At 36.0% G+C, this 18808-nt stretch carries 16 protein-coding genes and 1 riboswitch; of the genes, 1 reads left to right on the forward strand and 15 read right to left on the reverse strand.

Annotated elements, in window-relative coordinates:
* Positions 1-252 precede the first annotated feature (252 nt).
* The 13 genes from GTR01_RS06180 to GTR01_RS06240 all read right to left on the reverse strand — a co-directional run bounded on the left by GTR01_RS06180 (position 253) and on the right by GTR01_RS06240 (position 15071).
* Positions 253-2535, reverse strand: a complete 2283-nt coding sequence (locus GTR01_RS06180) for a DUF5074 domain-containing protein (protein WP_160136991.1) — start codon at positions 2533-2535, stop codon at positions 253-255.
* A 28-nt stretch (positions 2536-2563) separates the two neighbouring features.
* Positions 2564-3784: a cell surface protein gene (locus tag GTR01_RS06185; protein ID WP_160136992.1), complete on the reverse strand. Its 1221-nt coding sequence runs from the start codon at positions 3782-3784 to the stop codon at positions 2564-2566.
* A gap of 14 nt (positions 3785-3798) precedes the next feature.
* Complete coding sequence (locus tag GTR01_RS06190; RefSeq protein WP_160136993.1) at positions 3799-4935, reverse strand: YncE family protein; 1137 nt, start codon at positions 4933-4935, stop codon at positions 3799-3801.
* Positions 4932-6974, reverse strand: a complete 2043-nt coding sequence (locus GTR01_RS06195) for a TonB-dependent receptor plug domain-containing protein (RefSeq protein ID WP_160136994.1) — start codon at positions 6972-6974, stop codon at positions 4932-4934. Before GTR01_RS06195 ends, GTR01_RS06190 begins: the two co-directional genes overlap by 4 nt.
* A 112-nt stretch (positions 6975-7086) precedes the next feature.
* Positions 7087-7274: riboswitch (cobalamin riboswitch) on the reverse strand.
* A 130-nt stretch (positions 7275-7404) separates the two neighbouring features.
* Positions 7405-8424, reverse strand: a complete 1020-nt coding sequence (locus GTR01_RS06200) for a cytochrome-c peroxidase (protein WP_160136995.1) — start codon at positions 8422-8424, stop codon at positions 7405-7407.
* Between the two features lie 16 nt (positions 8425-8440).
* Complete coding sequence (locus GTR01_RS06205; RefSeq protein WP_160136996.1) at positions 8441-9307, reverse strand: MbnP family protein; 867 nt, start codon at positions 9305-9307, stop codon at positions 8441-8443.
* 44 nt (positions 9308-9351) lie between these two features.
* Positions 9352-11331: a TonB-dependent receptor gene (locus GTR01_RS06210; RefSeq protein ID WP_160136997.1), complete on the reverse strand. Its 1980-nt coding sequence runs from the start codon at positions 11329-11331 to the stop codon at positions 9352-9354.
* Between the two features lie 4 nt (positions 11332-11335).
* Positions 11336-12259: a hypothetical protein gene (locus tag GTR01_RS06215; protein ID WP_160136998.1), complete on the reverse strand. Its 924-nt coding sequence runs from the start codon at positions 12257-12259 to the stop codon at positions 11336-11338.
* Positions 12260-12409: 150 nt separating this feature from the next.
* Positions 12410-12781, reverse strand: a complete 372-nt coding sequence (locus GTR01_RS06220) for a hypothetical protein (protein ID WP_160136999.1) — start codon at positions 12779-12781, stop codon at positions 12410-12412.
* Between the two features lie 3 nt (positions 12782-12784).
* Positions 12785-13459, reverse strand: a complete 675-nt coding sequence (locus GTR01_RS06225; protein WP_160137000.1) for a superoxide dismutase — start codon at positions 13457-13459, stop codon at positions 12785-12787.
* Between the two features lie 143 nt (positions 13460-13602).
* Entirely contained in the window at positions 13603-14280 is a 678-nt protein-coding gene (locus GTR01_RS06230) for an SCO family protein (protein ID WP_160137001.1), read from the reverse strand.
* Positions 14267-14539, reverse strand: a complete 273-nt coding sequence (locus GTR01_RS06235) for a YHS domain-containing protein (RefSeq protein WP_160137002.1) — start codon at positions 14537-14539, stop codon at positions 14267-14269. The genes GTR01_RS06230 and GTR01_RS06235 overlap by 14 nt, the downstream gene beginning before the upstream one ends.
* Positions 14540-14708: 169 nt before the next feature.
* Positions 14709-15071 carry a hypothetical protein gene (locus tag GTR01_RS06240; RefSeq protein ID WP_160137003.1) on the reverse strand — a complete coding sequence of 121 codons (363 nt, stop codon included), beginning with the start codon at positions 15069-15071 and terminating at the stop codon, positions 14709-14711.
* Between the two features lie 285 nt (positions 15072-15356).
* Here GTR01_RS06240 and GTR01_RS06245 point away from each other — a divergent pair, with 285 nt between their 5' ends.
* Positions 15357-15875 carry a GNAT family N-acetyltransferase gene (locus GTR01_RS06245; RefSeq protein ID WP_160137004.1) on the forward strand — a complete coding sequence of 173 codons (519 nt, stop codon included), beginning with the start codon at positions 15357-15359 and terminating at the stop codon, positions 15873-15875.
* 475 nt (positions 15876-16350) lie between these two features.
* Here the strand turns inward: GTR01_RS06245 and GTR01_RS06250 are convergent, their stop codons facing one another.
* Both GTR01_RS06250 and GTR01_RS06255 read right to left on the reverse strand, forming a co-directional pair.
* Positions 16351-18342, reverse strand: coding sequence for a heavy metal translocating P-type ATPase (locus tag GTR01_RS06250; RefSeq protein ID WP_160137005.1), 1992 nt, complete (start codon positions 18340-18342; stop codon positions 16351-16353).
* Between the two features lie 44 nt (positions 18343-18386).
* Complete coding sequence (locus GTR01_RS06255) at positions 18387-18806, reverse strand: Fur family transcriptional regulator (protein WP_160137006.1); 420 nt, start codon at positions 18804-18806, stop codon at positions 18387-18389.
* Positions 18807-18808: the final 2 nt, after the last annotated feature.

Consider the following 18808-nt stretch of genomic DNA (forward strand, 5'->3'; position numbering starts at 1 on the left):
ACATACGCCTTAGATACAACAACACCAATATCCATGGTACTCAAGACACTCTACACGCATCCTACGACCTCAGTAACTGAAAGGGTGTAAGCCTTATGTTTTTTATCACAAGTATTCTAAAAATTTTTGAATAAAAACATACAATTTTCATTTTTTCGCAAAAAATATTAAATAAAATACGTCTTATCTTATCAAAAAACCCGGCCAATCTATGGCCGGGTCAGAGTGAAACTAAAATTAGCTATGCTAAAATTAATTTTTAATCAGCTTTTGCTGATAAACAGCTTTATCTGTAGTTGCTTTTAGAATATACATTCCTTTTGGCAGCATGCTTACATTTATCTGTCCATTATTGAACTGAGTATTGATAAGCTTACCTGAGATATCATAAATGGCAACGCTTACTACTTTCTCCTGTGTTTTGATATATAAAATATCTGTAACAGGATTCGGATAGATACCGAATTCCAGTTTTTTCACCTCAGCAGTTGCTAATGTAGAAGTAGTACTGTTTACTGTAAGTGTTCTTTCTACTACTTTCCCGTTTGAGTTGAAGCTGATTACAATATTTGATGTCCCTGAGCCTATTGGAGTAAGTACCAATTCTTCATTGACATTGATTTCAGCCATTACTACTGATGGATTAGAATTTGATTTTACAGATTTTATAATCGATGAACCAAAACTGTCTTCATCAGAAACCATTGTTTTCAGATCAATAGTTGTAGTACCTGTTGCAGTAACCTGTGATGGGAATGTATTGTTTACAACCGGAGCTGTATTATCCGGGAAAACCGCTAATGAAGGGAACCAATAATAATCAGCCAATGTTTTAGTATCAATAAGATTCCCATTATTATCAAAGGTATGAATCCAGTTTTTTTGGTAATGTGCTCCAAATCCACTTTCTGTAGTATTTAAAATAAGATTACCTGTAGAAGGATTTACACGAAGTGCTGCACCGTAAGGAATTTGTTTATAAGTTCCTGTTTGACCTGGTAATGTAATAAAGCTTTCATTAAATACCTTTGTAGTAACATCAAATTTTACCACCTGATTTCCCGGGTTAAATCCGGTACCGGCTTTGATCCAATACAATGTGTTTTCTGTATTACTTGCTGTAAAGCTTCCTGCATTCCAAGCGCCCCATGTGTCAGAATATTTTGTAGTTGGAATATTATAATACTGTACTGCAAGGGTGGCAGGATCAATATTAGCTAGTTTCTGATTCTGAATTGCCCATACACTTCCGTCTTTAGCCTGAACAACGGAAATAAAAGCTCCGGCAATAGTATTCACAACAGTATCTGTAGTTGGATCAATTACTAAAATTCCTGCAGTCTGTTTTACGGCAAAAACATATTTTGAAGTACGAATCATATTTCCGATCTGTCCGGTATATTGACTTCCGCCACCAGTTGTTGCAATCATATTACCAACCTGTAAATTTGCGATATCAAATAAGAAAATACCATTGGATGCTCCAATATATCCTTTATTCTCATTGACTCCCAAGAATGATCTTCCGTCTCCACCTCCAATGGTATTAAAGGTTGCAATTTTCTGCATCGTCTGCGCATTGGCAATAACTAATCTCCCGCCAGGAGTATATTGAGAATCTCCTCCGTCTGCGGCTTGCTTGGATACAAAATAGAACTTATCTCCATAGATTGTTCCAAATTGAGTAGTTGCCCCAAAAGCATGATTGTTGTTCGCATTGCTGTAAACACGGTAATTGATTTGTCCGTTATTATCTATAAAGTTTACAGAACCGTTAGTATGTCCAAACCATTCTTCATTCACCATAAAGAAACCGTTTGTAAAGTTGGTAGAACTTACATAAGGCGAAACAGGTGTTAAAGTAGATGAGATCGGTACTCCTCCTGAAGACGGGCTAAAGTTCCATACATCCCATGATCCGTTTTGGAGAATACGAGAAGAAGCTCCTAACCCTGAATATCCAAAATCAGGATCAGTAGGATCTTTCACCCAATAAGACCAATACCCGTTATACCAAGCAGATACCCAGTGATCGCTGGCATCTTTTGCAACATAATCATCAAAATCATACGCTGTTGTATTGACAATACCATTAACAGGATATAAAGGATAGGTTGTATTACCGCTTTTAATAAGTGCATTGGAATCCTGTCCGTTCAGATCAAATCCAAACCCTCCTATCGCAGTTCCGAACTGAGTTCCCTGATAAAGTAATGTGAAGAATCTCTTATCTGTCTTTGCAATCGCTTTAAGCATATCTTCGCCTGTTGCATTGCCATCCCATCTGAATCCCCATACCAAAGCATCAGGATTTTTACTATCATTCCACTGTACTACGAATGCAGCCTGGTTAGAACCGGTTCCCACCCAATACTGAATATCAGAAAAACTGATATTTGTTGTCACATTCTTATTGATGGTATTCAATTGGGTATTCCCCGGAATATCATTTCGTGGGACACCCTGCACTTTTATCTGAGCATTCGTGAAAAATGCAAACAGAAAAAGCAGAGTAAAAAGGTAAAACTTTTTCATTTTTATTAATTAAATTTATTGTTTGTTCTTATTTTTTTAAATGTAGATCATAAGCTCCTGCTACTTCTGTAGAAACCTCTCCAAGCCATCCGGCTTCCTGGTTGACCCCTGTGTATACTTTTACGAAATCAATTCCAGGGAGTTTTACATATTTTCCGTTTCTATCCACCGCCCATGAAATATCGATGTTGGAAGCCTCGTCATTATTGGGAGCATTATCTGCGTATCCGAATTCATAAGATTTCCCTACCCAATAGTTTCCTACACCGCTCTGATCGTAAAAATTATCTTTAAGCCTTGTTCCTGTAAAGCCGTAAGAGGCATCTGAAAACCATAGAGGATAATAGCTTTGTGAATGGAACGCATTTCTTGTTTTAAATCCTGTGTTCCCCTGGTTATCCTGCCATTTGATATATTCTATATCAGCCTGCCATGGATTGTTTCCAGGAACTGGAGTTTTATTCTCATTAGGTTTGAAATAGGTAATGCTGTAATTTTTTACGGTTGTATTTTTAAAATATTCACTTCCGGCAATTTCATACCATTCGTCATCATCAGGTTTTCCGTTTTTATTCTTATCATAGGCCACCATAATAATTCCCGGCTCGCAGTTTCCGGAACGCGGGTCAGTGGCTTCATTTCCAAAGAAGGCATTTCCCAGGATCTTAAAATCTCTTCCTTCCATATTGGGAATGGTATGGTCAAAGCCAAATACTACATATCCACCAAATCCTCCAAGGCTTACCATAGAAGGATTGGAACCCACGAGATAGTCATTGGCTTTCTTGATCATATTTGCGGTTGTATTTCCTTGTTCGAATTCAGGAATCTCATTCATAAACTGTCCTACAGCAGGGCGGAAGTCTAATACTTTGGAAATATATTGACTCAATGTTCCTTTTTCTTTAGTGACAACAATTTTGGAATGAAATACTTTATCCGCACCCACTTTTAGTGTTAAAGGATAGACCGCTGTTTTAGTACTGATAAATTCCAATTCGGAATTTTTAGAAATGATAGAATCATTAATGCTCCAGGTGATGTTTCCTGAAATATTGGTAGGAATACTCAATACTCTGAATCGTTCAATAGTATAAGCTGTATCTAAACCTTTAAACGTAGGAGGTATTACTTCAGGATCGGTAGGAACTGCTGTCACCTCATCGTCATGCTGACAAGAAGCTATGATTCCTGCCAACAAAAGAGACACAATACCAGTTGTTAAATAATTAATCGTTCTTTTATGCATGTTCTCAGTTTTTATTATTTATATAAAAAAGCAAAATGGGCAGGGATATTTCCGCCTTCAGTTTTCCATTTAAAATGTCCGTTTTTATCGAAGCAGTATACAAATCCCATCGATACATAGTTTCGGGCATCTGTCATATAAATGTCTTCAGTAATTGGATTTACGGCAATTCCGTAAGGTGTTTTAATGATTGATTCATACTCCTTATCCATAATTCTGTTGGAAATAACCTGCTCCGTCTTTACGTCTATAATTCCAAATGTCTTTACATAAGCGTGGGTATTATAGTTGAATTCATTTCCATAGTAATACAATTTATCATTCACAATGGTCATCTCACTGACTGCAATATGAAAGTCTTTTTTGATCACTCCTGTTGCTGCATCTACCAGGTATAAATTGGAAGGAATGTTATAATAATCTCCTCTTGAACTCACATATAAGTCCCCATAGTTATCTTTTTTAAGACGGTGAAGATTGATCGCTACATCAATTTTCTTCTTTTCAGTAAAAGTGTTCAGATCAATCACTGAAACGGTTCTGTCATAATTCGGAACCATGTATCCTCCGGAATTGGCAACAAATAATTGATTTCCTACAACTTCCATTTCTTCCGGCTGATATCCTACTGTTGCAGTACGCTGAATAGTAAGAGATAAAGTATCTATTTCTGCTACTTTTCCTTTTGGAGCTAGCGGGTTGATATCCACAGGCCCTGCATAACTGCTGGCATAGGCTTTTCCATCTTTAAAGGTCATATATCTGCAATTTTGTAAATAAATTGATTTGATATGCTTGGCGGTTTTGGCATCCAGCACTTCGATGGTATTGGAAACATTAACTACAATGTATAGCTTACTCCCGTAGATTTTAATATCATTTCCTACATCACCCAATTCTTTTAAAACATTGGGATTGATCTCTGAATAGATATTTCTGAAATAGGTTCCTTTGGTATAATCAAAAAAATCAAGGGTGCATTTGTTGCTGCCCATATTTCCTTCATTCAATACATAGAATCCTTTTATTGCTGTATTTTCAACAGGGCTTAGCCCTTCTACAACTTCCATGGGAATAATGATATCATCGGTACGACAGGAAACAAGCGCAATCAATGTCAAAAACAGAAAACAAATATTTAGCTTTTTCATAAATTAAAGTTTAAAGTGAGTCTGAAGTTTCTTCCCGGCATAGGATAATTGAGCACTACATCATAGTACTGGTTAAAAACATTATTCATTTCCAGATTAATTTTAAAAGGATGTCCGGCCAGGCTCAGTTTTCTCTGAATAGAAAGATCGTGGGTATACCAGGGCTGAATAAAATTGTACTGAATATTATCCAGCTGCCCATCATATCTTTTTCCTACATAGATTGTACTGTAATTGAAACTCCAGTCTTTATAATCAGCCATTAAAGTAAAGGATCCGCTATGCCATGGTGTATAAGGGATTTGTTCTCCATAATAGGTTTCTTTCTCTCCGGCATTGTTTGTTATGTCCTGAGCCTTCTGATAGGTATATGATAATAATGGTCTAATTTTCACATTCCCCAACATCATTTCAGCCTGTATGTTTACATCTGCCCCAATGATTTCAACCTTCCCAAGGTTTACCATCATCCAACGAAACATATTAGTGGTAGGTACAGCAACAATTTTATCTTTTACCCTGTTATAATATCCGTCTACTTTTACATAAAGACCTTTCAATAGGGAATGATTATATTTTTTTTGATAAGTAAATCCCACATCGTATTGATGAGTAAACTCAGGTTGCAGATACGTATTTCCAACACTCGTATAATACAGGTCATTAAAGGTTGGTAATCTGAAAATATTTTTATAGAAAGCTCTGAGGGTAAGCTCTGGTATTGATTCAGGCTGATAACTCATAAAGAAAGCAGGTGTCCATTCTCTCCTGTCATCAGGACGTTTATTCATTTTTACTTCCTCAAAGGTAAATGTCCCTAAAAGGCTTCCTAAAAACTTAAACCTGTTCCACTGATAAGTAGAAGCTAAGGCAACAAGCGTAGTATAGCGGGTAGGATATGAAAAGTTATACAAATTAGCATCCAGATTATTGTACTGAAAGTCTCCATTCAGACTGACATCCCAATTAGGAGTGATGGAGTATACATTGGAAGAGGAAAGATAAACTTCCCGTTGAATATAAGTATTGATGGCTGGCATCGCAGACTGAGACAACACCGTATCATTAAAATAGGTATAATCATAAGCAAACTTTGCCTTCAGCTGAGTTTCAAGCTTAGGAAACAGTTTTTTTCTGAAATTGGCCTGAACAAAATAATTTTCATCAAGCATTCTCGCTCCTCTTGCTTTAAAACGGTTCTTCACAATAGGTGCCGGAATACCACGGTTTGAAATATAACCATACCCCCGTATATTCCAGCTTCCGTTATTTAAAGTTCCATTAAGAGCCGTTTCAAAGCGCTTTGCTTTAATGTCGGAATCATATCTTTTGGAAATGGTATCAGAAGCAGTAGCTCCATTAGGATATTTCCTACTATAATGGAATTTGTAAAGACCATCACTTTGGAGAAATTCTGCACTGATGCTTGCTGAAATTCTTTTGGAAATCTTTTGTTCTAAGCGGAAAGAAGGATTAAATAAATCAATAGAAGCACTTTTTGCTCTTATCAAAAGATTGGTTTTCTTATTTCCTGTGAATACAGGTGTTTTGGGTTGTAAATAAATAGATCCTGATGACCCAAAGTCTTTTGCGGGCTGAAAAATTTCACTTTTCTGACCATTGTACAATGAAATTTCTTCCAGATCATCCAAAGAATACCTTCCCAAATCTACCAATCCGTTCTGCGCATTTCCAAGTTGAATTCCATCATAGAAAACACCTACGTGCTGACTTCCCATGCTTCGGATATTGACAGTCTTCAAACCTCCCATTCCTCCATAATCTTTAATCTGGACACCGGAAAAATACCGTAATGCATCTGCAACAGAATGGCTATTAAGCCTTTCTAGTTCTTCACCTTGTAAGACCTGCGCAGGCAAGATTTCTTTAAAGTTTTTTTTGTAAATATTGACAGTCTTTATGGCTTCCCCTTTAATACTATCTTTTTTTCTTGATTGAGAAAATAAAATTTGAGAAGTCAACACGAATACCGTGAAAACAATCGTATGGAATTGAAATGTAGTTAGTTTTGCTATCATTAGCTCATTCATGGATCATGATGACGCTAATGGATATAAGAATAGCAACGACAAAGCACAGCTGTCACTGCACAGAATCATTGTTGTCCTAAGCTTTATTCCACGAAAGCGTCAAACGTTTATTATTTCTGGCAGGTCTTCTGACTTACTCCATTTTTGAAATCCTTCCCATTCCTAAAAACAGTGGATGTATTTTTCAAAAACTTTGGTGCGGAGCTTACAGCAGCGGGTCTGTTCCGGATTTTCACCGGATTCCCTTTTAAGAGCTTATTATGGCTCACCAAATTCCGGCAAAGATATAAAATTCCCACTAGATACGATGTTATGCAGAACAAAATGATTATCAACCAATAAACATGAAAAATCCCGCTACATTGTAACGGGATATAAACAATTAATTTCTGTTGAATTTCTCTGTGTTTATCAATGATTATTTTTTCACAAATTCACGGTCGCTCAGTGTCTTCATAAACAAGATAAGATTGGTCTTTTCCTGCTCTGAGAGAGGAATTCTGTTTCCATTATTTTTAAAAACAGGATCAAGGTTATCTGCTTCCAAAACACCTTTATCAAAATAATCCAGAACTGCTCTTAATGTTGGGAACTGTCCATAGCTTCCATAAGGAGCCGTATATTCTACATTTCTTAGAGAGGGAACTCTGAAACTCATATAATCTCCCGGAATACCGGTAACTCTTCCACGTCCTGCTTCATTAGTATTCGGATTTACAGGAAATCCGATATTTCTGAAACTTTGATCGGTAAAAAGCTCTGTATTATGACAGCTTGCACACTTTTGCTGAAAAGTCTGATAACCTTGTTTCTCGTTTTCTGTAAAAGCTTCCCCTTCATTTCGTTTTACTTTATCGTACTTGCTATTGGCAGAAATCAAAGTGTATTCATATTGGGCAATACTTTTATAAATTCTTTCAGCAGTAATGGCTTCACTTCCAAATGCTTTTCGAAACAGATCTTTATACATTATATCGTCTCTTATTTTCCCTATCACCTCCAGAATAGAAGAACCCATTTCTTCATGAGTGATAATAGGAACCAAGGGCTGATTTTCTAATTGAAGGATATTGCCATCCCAATTATAAAACCTCATAAAGAGCATATTCTGAATAGCGGGAACATTTCGCAATCCTACTCTATTCTGAATCCCTACTCCCTGTGCATTATGATCAGCAAAGGCATTTCCCTGTATATGACAACTGGAGCAGGAAATACTATTATCTGCACTCAGCCTTTTCTCATTAAATAACTTTTCCCCCAACTCTACCCCATACTTTGTAGGTCTGTTAAAGTTCACCGAATTATTTAGTTCCGGAAACCCAGACGGAATATTGAGCGAGATCTGTGGATTATCGTCAGAAACAGGTTCGTAACGATCATTATTACAAGATATTAATAGAATAACAATTACTAAAATGCTTAATCCTTTTTTCATCGCAACAGAAAAGAGTTTAATTTTCAACAGCACTCACTGAAAACATTCCGGAAATATCACTTGAACCGTTTCCACCGAGGTTATCAACAAATTTTACCATTTGATTAGCGGTATGAATATTCGGAGTGGCATTGCCATCTGATCCAGTTCCTGTAACCAATACAATCGTATTGATTTTACCCGTTAACAGTTTATCAAAATCTGCTTTAATAATAATTTTAGGAGCTTTATTATCTACAATAGCATGTTGAGAAAGATCTAAAGTCACATCTCTATATGCATCTACTCCCTGGGTAAAATTACCTTCTGATCCTTTTATGGTACTTCCTGTATGGATAGACATCTGCTTATTATCCGCTCCATAAAAACCTTCGATTTTTGTAAAACGATACCCAGCTCCCCATTCCCACATCATTTGGGTATCATTGGAGCCTGCAGTAGCATAGAACTTTGGAAATCTAACCTGATCTAAAACATTCAGATCTTTTTTTACACCTAGTCCGAATTTTATTTTTTTATACTCTCCGGCAGGGATATTACTCAGCAAGTAACGAAGCGTTTCCGGTTTTGATTGGTCAATCACTGTAGCACCCTGATCAAGATCATTGACTTTATAAGGAACTTCATTACCACCTGCTTTTACCAGACGAATATTACTGATCACATATTTCAATTCTGAAAAATGATGAACTTGCCCTTCTGCTGAGGTATTGATAGTGGCAGTACTTGAAGTGGCACCTCCAAGAACAATCGTTTCATTTTTAAATGTATTTTTGAATTCAAGGGTCACATTATTGGCAACAGGATTATCATCACTGTTTTGGCAAGAAATGATTCCTAATGAAAAAGCGGATAATAGTAGATATTGTTTTAAGTTTTGCATTTTAAAAATTTTAGTTGTTGTTTTAATTAAAGTTTCTGTCATCTTTAAAAATTGAATTTTAAAGACGTATAAATATTACGACCCATTCTTGGGATGTTTCCCCAGTCTGCATAGGTGCTGTAATATTTGTTTAACAGGTTTTCGGCTCCTATCTGAAAAACGGTCTTAAGTTTTCTGATTCTGAAAGTATAATCCATGGAAAGATTCCATACGGTGTAAGCTGGTGTTTGATCTTCACCATATTCCGGACTGTAATTAAGCTGAATAAAATCTCCATTTACAGAGGTCTGAATTCCAAAACTACCATGAGTATAATGTAAAGAAGTCAGATAGCTTAAAGGGCGGATGAAGGGCAGGTTTTTTCCTTTATCATCTCTTCCTCTTGCATACGTCAACGTTCCTTTCCAGTGTAAATCCGGGATAATGCTGTAATTGGCATTCAGAGACATATTAAAGAGTGTAGCATGATCCAGTGAAGTATAAGCCTTCACTCCTACCGATTGATAGTTCATAGGGCTTCCAAGACTCAGAATCCTTCCGATAATATAATTCTGAATATAGAAATAATTCACTTTGGCTTCAAGACTCATTTTTTCATTCTTAAAACCTGCACTGGCATTGGTTTCATAAGAAATTTCATTTTTTAAATCAGGGTTTCCGATATAGTCATAGCGGTCAAAGCTGTTGTAAATATAATAGCCATACCCTTCTGAAACGGAAGGCGCTCTATGGCCATAACCCGTTCCTACAGAAAAATTAAAATGATGATTGGTAAATTGATATCCAGCATGCAGGCTGGGAAGAATTCTTGTCTTTTTCTGTGATGCTCTAGGATGAAAGATCCAGTTGAATTCAGGATATTTAGACTCATTATAATTCAGTCCTAATGATCCTCCAAAACTCAAATGGCTTTTATCAGATAGATCCCATTTATTATTCATCGAAAAACTGGTAAAACGTGTAGTTACCCAAGGCCAACTATACGCAAACATGGTTCTGTTCTTTCTATCCTGAGGATACATTCTCATTTCTGCAATTGATGTATTGTTGTAGGCATTAAGTTCTATGTCTGAAGTATATCGTTCTTTTGTAATATTCATTGAAGAAACCAGACCGTAAGTAGTACTCCATCCCGGCATATCCATGTGTACCAGATTTTCAGGACGCTTTGTGTCATCCATATAATGTTCGATGGTATTGAAATAGATTTTTGTATCCCAGGACTTAATGACTCCTTCTTGAAATAATTGTTTGTAAGACGCAGAGGTAATCATTGCTCGGGAAAGCCATAAATCCATTGGTAATGCTGGAAATCCAACATCCTTTGCCATATCAAAAATCGCATCCACTTTCACTGAAGACAAGGGACTTGTTTTGTAAGCGATTCCAATTCCGGTATTGAACTTATTATATTGAGAGTGATTTACTTCAGCATCATTCCCGTCATAATAATTCCCTGCTTTCCGGAATGAGATACTTCCGTCCACCACAAGCTTTTTCCCAGAATAAGATATATTTCCAAGATTGAATACTTGCTTATTATTGAATTCAAAACCTGTCTGATAGGCCCCATTCCACTTTTTTTCAAGGCCAAAAGAAGTACTTTTTCTTTTCAGATCAATACTTCCTGCTACTGTTGCTCCATGCGAGCTTCCTTCCTGGCCTGATTTTATATCTATCCCTGAAAGATTATTGCTTTCCATATATGAGGTAACCGGATCCATTTTATCAGTACATGCTCCAAAGATGCGCATCCCATCAAGAGTAATGACGGATCTTTCCGTACTCATGTTATTGAGCAACGGTTCCCAAGCATAGGCTCCACGTTTTATAAAACTGATTTTATCAGAAGATGCCAAAAATTCATCCACTGAAACGCCCATTTTCATGTCCGTTTCAATCTTCTTTTTATTGCTTTTAACTTTTACCTCAGCGATATGAGCAATACTGTCTTTTTTTACTTTTCGGTGTTGTGCATTGATAACAACACTCAAAAAGATCAATATAATTCCGAACTGCTTCATTACTTTAGAATAAGGTATCAATAAAAAGTTCACTTTTAGCTCCCGGAACACCTGGGGTAAAGTCTGTTGAAACCTTAGTTCCTTTAATGATCTTACCATTTTGATTCAGCATGATAAAATTTAAAGTCCAGTTTCCTGTCATGGTATAGTTGACAATCCCGTAATACAATCCGTCATTTCCCTGTGTTAAATTCTGATTATTGGGAGAGGAATGGTTTCCCATGGATGGTTCGGGCATTCTCGGATCCAATTGCAGCGTATATCCTTTCACTTCAGAATAGGAAAACTGTGAAGGATCAGGAAAACTCCCGGATGAAACAGTAGGTTTATTGTATTTATAAATTCCAGCGACCAGTTTATTTTCTGCCACCTTAGGTTTCTGAGGGGCAATAAGGGCAATATAATATTGCTCACCATCATTTCCTGTAAACGAAGTCATATTAAGGTTTTTATTGCTCTGCTCATTCACAATAATATCTTTATTGATCGTATACATTTCCTCTTTCACTGTGAAACTCATATAAAGTTTCCAGCTTACTGTAGAATTACTTTTATCAGTAAATACAGAATACCCTGAATAATATTTCCCATCCTGTTTGTAATCTAAAGTGTATCGATAAGGACATGAAGTGTTACTTCCATCAGCTTTTGTCATGATGGGTAAAAAAGTAATGTTCGAAGTATTGATATTTTCGTTGGTCTGAGTATTGATAATCTTTACTCTGATTTCATTATATCCCTGATAAAATGTTCCGTTTAAGGTCTCTATGCTTATTTTATATTGATCTTTATTAATAGCCGTTGCTTCTTTAAACTCATAGTGTTCCGGAACGGCTGTATTGATTTCGTTTTCATAATCCGTTTTGTCGAGGGTGCAGGAAACAACCATCAACAGTAAACTCATGATGAAAAGTTGATACATTTTCATTGTTGATTTTTTTAGTTGGTAAATACAAATACTTTGAATGCAAAAACATCCAATATTTTTTACCACAAAAGGCACAGTAAATTTTAGCTTACTTAAGCTCTCTTAAGTAAACTTTTGTGATTTTTGTGGTTAGTATTTTATAGGAAAAACTTAAAAAACCGGTGGTTTGAAAATGTGATTCAGAAACAGAAAGGAATAAGCTGTTTCATAAAGAAAGTTGAAATTGAAAAATGTAATTTTTCCAGTAATGATAACCTCTGTAATCTCAGGCAGTGTATACACATCAAGAATTTTCTGCCCTGAGTTTTTTATTTTATTGAAAGGAGTAGATTCTGTCTCGTTATTGGCTTTTGCCAACTCTTTGCTCAAGTAACATTTTCCGTTACAATGAAGTTCAGGTTTAGCTTTGTTTACACACAGCGTATTAACGATATAATCATAATTTACAGCATACTCAGCCAGTGGTATCAGAGGTCTGAACACCATATAGCCTATAAAAAGTATGCTGTAAATGAATTTCATTGATTATTTTTTGCTTAAAGCAGCCTCATATCTTTTGCTGACTTCTTTCCAGTTCAGTACATTCCAGATCGCTGAAAGATAATCTGCTCTTTTATTCTGATATTTCAGGTAATAAGCGTGCTCCCAAACATCTATTCCCAAAATAGGAGTTCCTTTTTCTTCTACAATATCCATCAAAGGGTTGTCCTGATTTGGAGTAGAGGAAACGAAAAGTTTTCCGTTTTTATCCACAGAAAGCCAAGCCCATCCTGATCCGAAACGGTCTGCCCCCGCTTTACTCATTTTTTCTTTAAAAGCATCAAGGCTTCCAAAAGCATCATTAATCGCCTTTGCTAATTTTGCTGAAGGCTGAGTGTTCTTCTCTGGAGTAAGAATCGTCCAGAAAAGCTCGTGGTTGTAATGTCCGCCAGCATTATTTCTTACCGCAGGGCTTAATTTGGAAGTTTCAGAAAGGATCTGAATCAACGTTTCTTTTTCTTGTGGAGTTCCGGCAATAGCCTTATTCAAATTGGCAGCGTAGGCCGCTCCGTGCTTTGAATAGTGAATCTCCATGGTCTGTGCATCTATTGATCCTTCCAATGCATTATAAGCATATGGTAAAGGGGTTTGCTTAAACTGAGCCAGTGTAAACTGAGCCGCAAATACTGCTCCTAAAGCAGCTATTTTCATAATCTTCATAATGTTTTGTTATATGGTTTAACAATATTTCTTTAAAAAGGAAGTAAGGAGGCTGGAAGCTGGAAGTTATATTAGTTAATAATCTGAACTCTTTTATTCTATAAACGAAGAGTACTTCCATCTTCGTGCGTCCCTCTTCCCTTCTAATTCAGCAACTTTTTAACATCCTCAATCAGAATCTCTCTGTCTGGATGATACTTTCCGGTTAACTTTGGAGTTTTTCCTTCCGGATCTTCATAATTTAATCCTGAATAATAAAGAATCGGCATATTTTCTTTATTGTATCTGCAACGGATATTTCCTTTTTCATCTACAAGAGCAATCATTCCACTATGATTAAGACTTTCTGCATCATCTTCCTTATCTCCCACATAGATATTAAACTTATCTGCCAGGTTACCAATATATGTTCTGTCACCAGTCAGGAAATGCCAGTTGGGAGATTTTGCTCCGATTCTTTTGGCATGTTCTTTTAAAGCTTCAGGAGTATCATTTTCCGGATCAATACTGATGGAGATAATTCCAAAATCAGGGTTATCAATTTGGTTTTGCACAGCCTTCATATTGGTATTCATTACAGGACATATAGTAGGACATTTACTGAAAAAAAACTCTACCAGATATACTTTTCCCAACATATCTTTATTGGTGATTTTTTTTCCATTCTGATCGGTCAATTCAAAATCAGGAACTTTCATCACTGTATAAAGATTCTTTTTAAAATAACCCATTCCTACTCCTATTCCCAGGAATAATAAGGCCATAACAGCAATCGGGATAATGACCTTACTTTTGTTATTAGTCTGTTTATTTTTGGGCATAACTTGCAGGATTTTTCTTGAATTCATCTTTACAGTAAGAGCTGCAGAAACCATATATTTTATTTTTATATACTGCAGTATCTTTTGTAAATCCTGCTGTTTTCATATGGCATATAGGATCTTCTTCGTTAACGACCTGTACGTTCTTTATATTCTCTCCGGAAGAATCCATTTTATTTGTATGTTTTACCTGTGGCTCTTTTGCACAGGAAAATAAGGTAATTGACAGCAAAGCCATCAAAATAATTGGAGATTTCATTTTAATAATAAATTGAAATTAATACTATTGATAAAATTACGGGATTAAACAATACATCAAAATAAATTATACGACACATTGAAATCGCATAGAAAATTTTTTATAAATCCGCAATGAATTGTTTATATAGATTTTAGCTAAAAACTAAAATCTTAGTTCAATATTAAAACTAAACTAAAGGAGGATGAAATATTCTGGAAAAATAATCAGAAGAATGGAAATCAAAGTAATCCGAACCTGGAGCTTTTACCAGTGGTTCAGGATCTTTCTTGTTCGAAAAAGAAAGGATTTCATTAGAGATAAAAACATCTAATCCGGAAATCTTTACAGTTTGTGAAGTATTGGACTGTTTTTCTGTTTTTGCCAGTTCTTTCTCTACATAGCACTTCCCTTTACAGGTAGACTGCGGGATATCTCTTTTTTCACAAAGGTTTTTTACAATATAATCATAGTTTACCGCATAGTTTACCAGTGGCAACACAGGACGTATTGCAACCGTAAAAATGATAAATATGGATATGAATAACCTCAATTCTTCTGTTCTGTGTTACAAATATACTACTTCAAAATTGTTTTATATTGTATTTATGATGAATGTCATTGATGATTTTTCCTGTTTTGTTGGAATACGCGAAGGCACAAAGAACTTTTAAGATTACATTTTTAAGGTAAGAAGATTTTATCTGCGATACAGCAAGATCTGCGAGAGTCTTCACCTCTTTACAAGAATCTGTTACCTATAAAATTAATAAAACTGTACCTGTCATCATTATCATATTATAACGAACTTTGAATATAAGGTTTCAGAATCTATACTATGATCCAGATAAGAACCGCTACTACAGAGGATGCTCAACACATTGCATTGCTGGGAAGGGTAACTTTCACAGAAACATTCTCGGAACATTTCCGAGATCCAAAAGATTTGTTTGATTACTTTGAACGAACCTTCAGTGTTGATAAAATCAGGAGCAGTATACAAAACCCTAATAATAAATTCTGGATTGCCTTTTGGAATGAGCTTCCTATTGGATATGCAAAACTGAAAGTGAATTCTCCTACTGATTTTATTGATTCGGCTGATGTTTCTCAGCTACAGAAGATTTACGTTCTTAAAGAGTTTCTGGATAAAAAAGCAGGAAAAGCATTGATGGATGAACTCATGACTTCATTCGAAAATTCTGATCAGAAATACATCTGGTTATCTGTTCTGAATTCCAATGAAAGAGCATTACAGTTCTATGATAAAAACGGTTTTTCCAAAGTTGGGGAACATCAATTCAGTATTGGAAAAGAGAATTTTGATTTCTTTGCCTTATCAAAACAAAAAATTTAGTTCTTTATAAAAGTTTAATCTTGTTAAGCTCTGTTGTTTTTCGGCAGGGCTTTTTCTTTGTTGTTGTTGTTGTTGTTGTTGTTGGAATACGCAACGGCGCGAAGAGTTTTTAAAAGATTGTGCTTTAAGGCGCCAGGATTTTATCTTCGATAAAATTGAATGCTGCATATTTTGATGCCAAGGATACACGAATGAGCTTATTTTGCACAAAATCTATGTGGATATGTGGTTAAACAAGATAAATACAAGGGTAGAAGAGTTCTTAAAATTCATTTTTGAAAATACTAACCTTTTATTTGTGTATTAGTGGCAAATCATTTAGAAGATTTCCTGCTGAAAATCTTTGATTTTCTTGCGCCTTAAAAATATACACAATGCAGATAAAATTTGCGCCTTTGCGTATTCCAACAAAAAAAGACTCCGCTGTAACCAGCAGAGCCTTCTTTAATATAATATAGTTGTATGTTTTTAATTTCTAAAACTTCATTCTCTGAATTCTCACTGCATTTAAGATTGCCAGCAAAGCAACTCCCACATCTGCGAAAACAGCTTCCCACATTGTTGCCAGACCTCCTGCACCCAAAATAAGCACAACCGCTTTTACAGCAAAGGCCAGGATAATATTCTGCCAAACGATTTTTTTCGTTTGTTTACCGATATTGATTGCCATTGGAATTTTACTTGGTTTATCATCCTGAATAACAACATCTGCAGTCTCAATCGTAGCATCACTGCCTAAACCTCCCATTGCAATTCCCACATCACTTAAAGCCACTACCGGAGCATCATTCACACCATCCCCTACAAAGGCAACGGTTTGATTTTTGGCTTTGATCTCTTTTACTTTATTCACTTTATCTTCCGGAAGAAGATCTCCAAATGCATTATCAATTCCCAACTGATCGGCTACATATTTTACTACGGTTCCTTTATCTCCACTTAACATCGTAGCTTTTACGCCCATTTTGTGAAGATTATCAACGGTTTCTTTGGCATCTGCTTTAATACTGTCTGCAATGGTAATATATCCTGCGAATTTTTTATCATACGCAACCGCAATAAGGGTATACACAATATTAGCATGATTGATATCGTAACTGATATTGAACTTATCCATTAATTTAAAGTTTCCTACCAACAATTCTTTTCCATTAACTGTAGCTTTCAATCCGTGGCCCGCAATTTCTTCTACTTCTTCCATCGGAATGGAATAATTAATATCTCCTACATAATTGTGAATGGCAGTAGCTACCGGGTGGGTACTTTTACTTTCCAGCAGATTAACCAACTGCATGATTTCATCTTTGTTAAATTCAGAGCTCATATTTACTTCCTGAACTTTGAAAACACCTTCTGTCATGGTTCCGGTTTTATCCATCACTACATTCTGGATCTCAGCAATGCTATCGAGGAAATTGCTTCCTTTAAATAAAATTCCGTTTCTGCTCGCTGCCCCGATTCCCCCAAAGTATCCTAACGGAATAGAGATCACCAAAGCGCAAGGACACGAAATTACAAGGAAGATTAATGCTCTGTACAACCAATCTCTAAACAGATAATCGCTGACAAAGAAATAAGGCAAGAAGGTAATGCCTATTGCCAGAAATACGACAATTGGTGTATATACTTTTGCAAATTTTCTGATGAATAATTCTGTAGGGGCTTTCTGAGCGGTTGCATTTTGAACCAACTCCAATATTTTACTTAATTTACTGTCTTCATAAGCAGTAGTTACTTTTACCAAAGCAATACTGTTCATATTAATCATCCCTGCTAAAACCACTTCACCTTTATTTTTGGTATCGGGTTTACTTTCTCCGGTCAATGCTGCGGTATTAAATGAAGCTGAATCGGAAATCAGTTCTCCATCCAGCGCTAGCTTTTCACCAGGTTTTAGCTGGATCACATCTCCTATTTTTGTTTCTTTAGCTTTAATGGTTTTAGGCTGATTATTCTCCATAATCGTAACCTCATCAGGACGTTGATCTAGTAAAGCTTTGATATTTCCTTTCGCTCGGGTTACCGCCATAGACTGGAAAACCTCTCCCACAGCATAAAAAAGCATCACTGCTACTCCTTCAGGATATTCTCCGATCGCAAAGGCTCCAATGGTGGCAATACTCATCAGAAAGAATTCTGAAAAGACATCACCTTTAATAATACTTTTAAAAGCATCCTTCAATACAGGGAAGCCCACAGGAATATAAGCTGCCAGGAACCAGACTAAACGTACCCATCCTGCAAACCAGGCAGGTTTTATATAATTGTCAAAAGCAATTCCTAATAGTAAGAGCACAAAAGAAACAATCGCCGGGAGAAACATCTGAAATATGGTCTGATCGCCGGTGTCATGAGAATGGCCATGATCATCATGATCGTGGTCATGGTTATGCCCATCTCCTTCTGAATGATTATGAGTATGTCCTTTTGGATCTTTTTCCGGGGTTGTACTACAGCATTTTTCCATAACTGATATTTTTATACAAATTTAATGGTGAGACTGATGCAATGCTATTGCAAACTTTCAAGACAATTTTCACAGATTCCTTTAGCAAAAAGCCTTATTTCATCGATTCGGAAATTGGTTTGTATGTTTTCCGGGAAGGAAATATCTTCTTTACAGGTAGTCTGCTTGCATATTTTACAATAGAAATGAAGATGCCAGTCTTTATGTGTCTTCTCATCACAATCGTCATCACATAACTTGTATTTTGTGGTGGTATTTTCCTGAATGCCGTGAACGATTCCTTTTTCTTCAAAGGTTTTTAATGTTCTGTAAATGGTAATTCGGTCTGCATTCTCAAAATGATTTTCTATTTCAGACAGGGACAATGCTGCGTCCTGCGAGCTTAAAAAATCATAGACCAAAATCCTCATACTGGTAGGCTTCGTATTTTTATCGATGAGTTTGTTTTCTATATCTTTTTTCATTT

Source organism: Chryseobacterium sp. c4a, from assembly GCF_009900745.1.
In the GTDB taxonomy this organism is placed as follows: Bacteria; Bacteroidota; Bacteroidia; order Flavobacteriales; family Weeksellaceae; genus Chryseobacterium.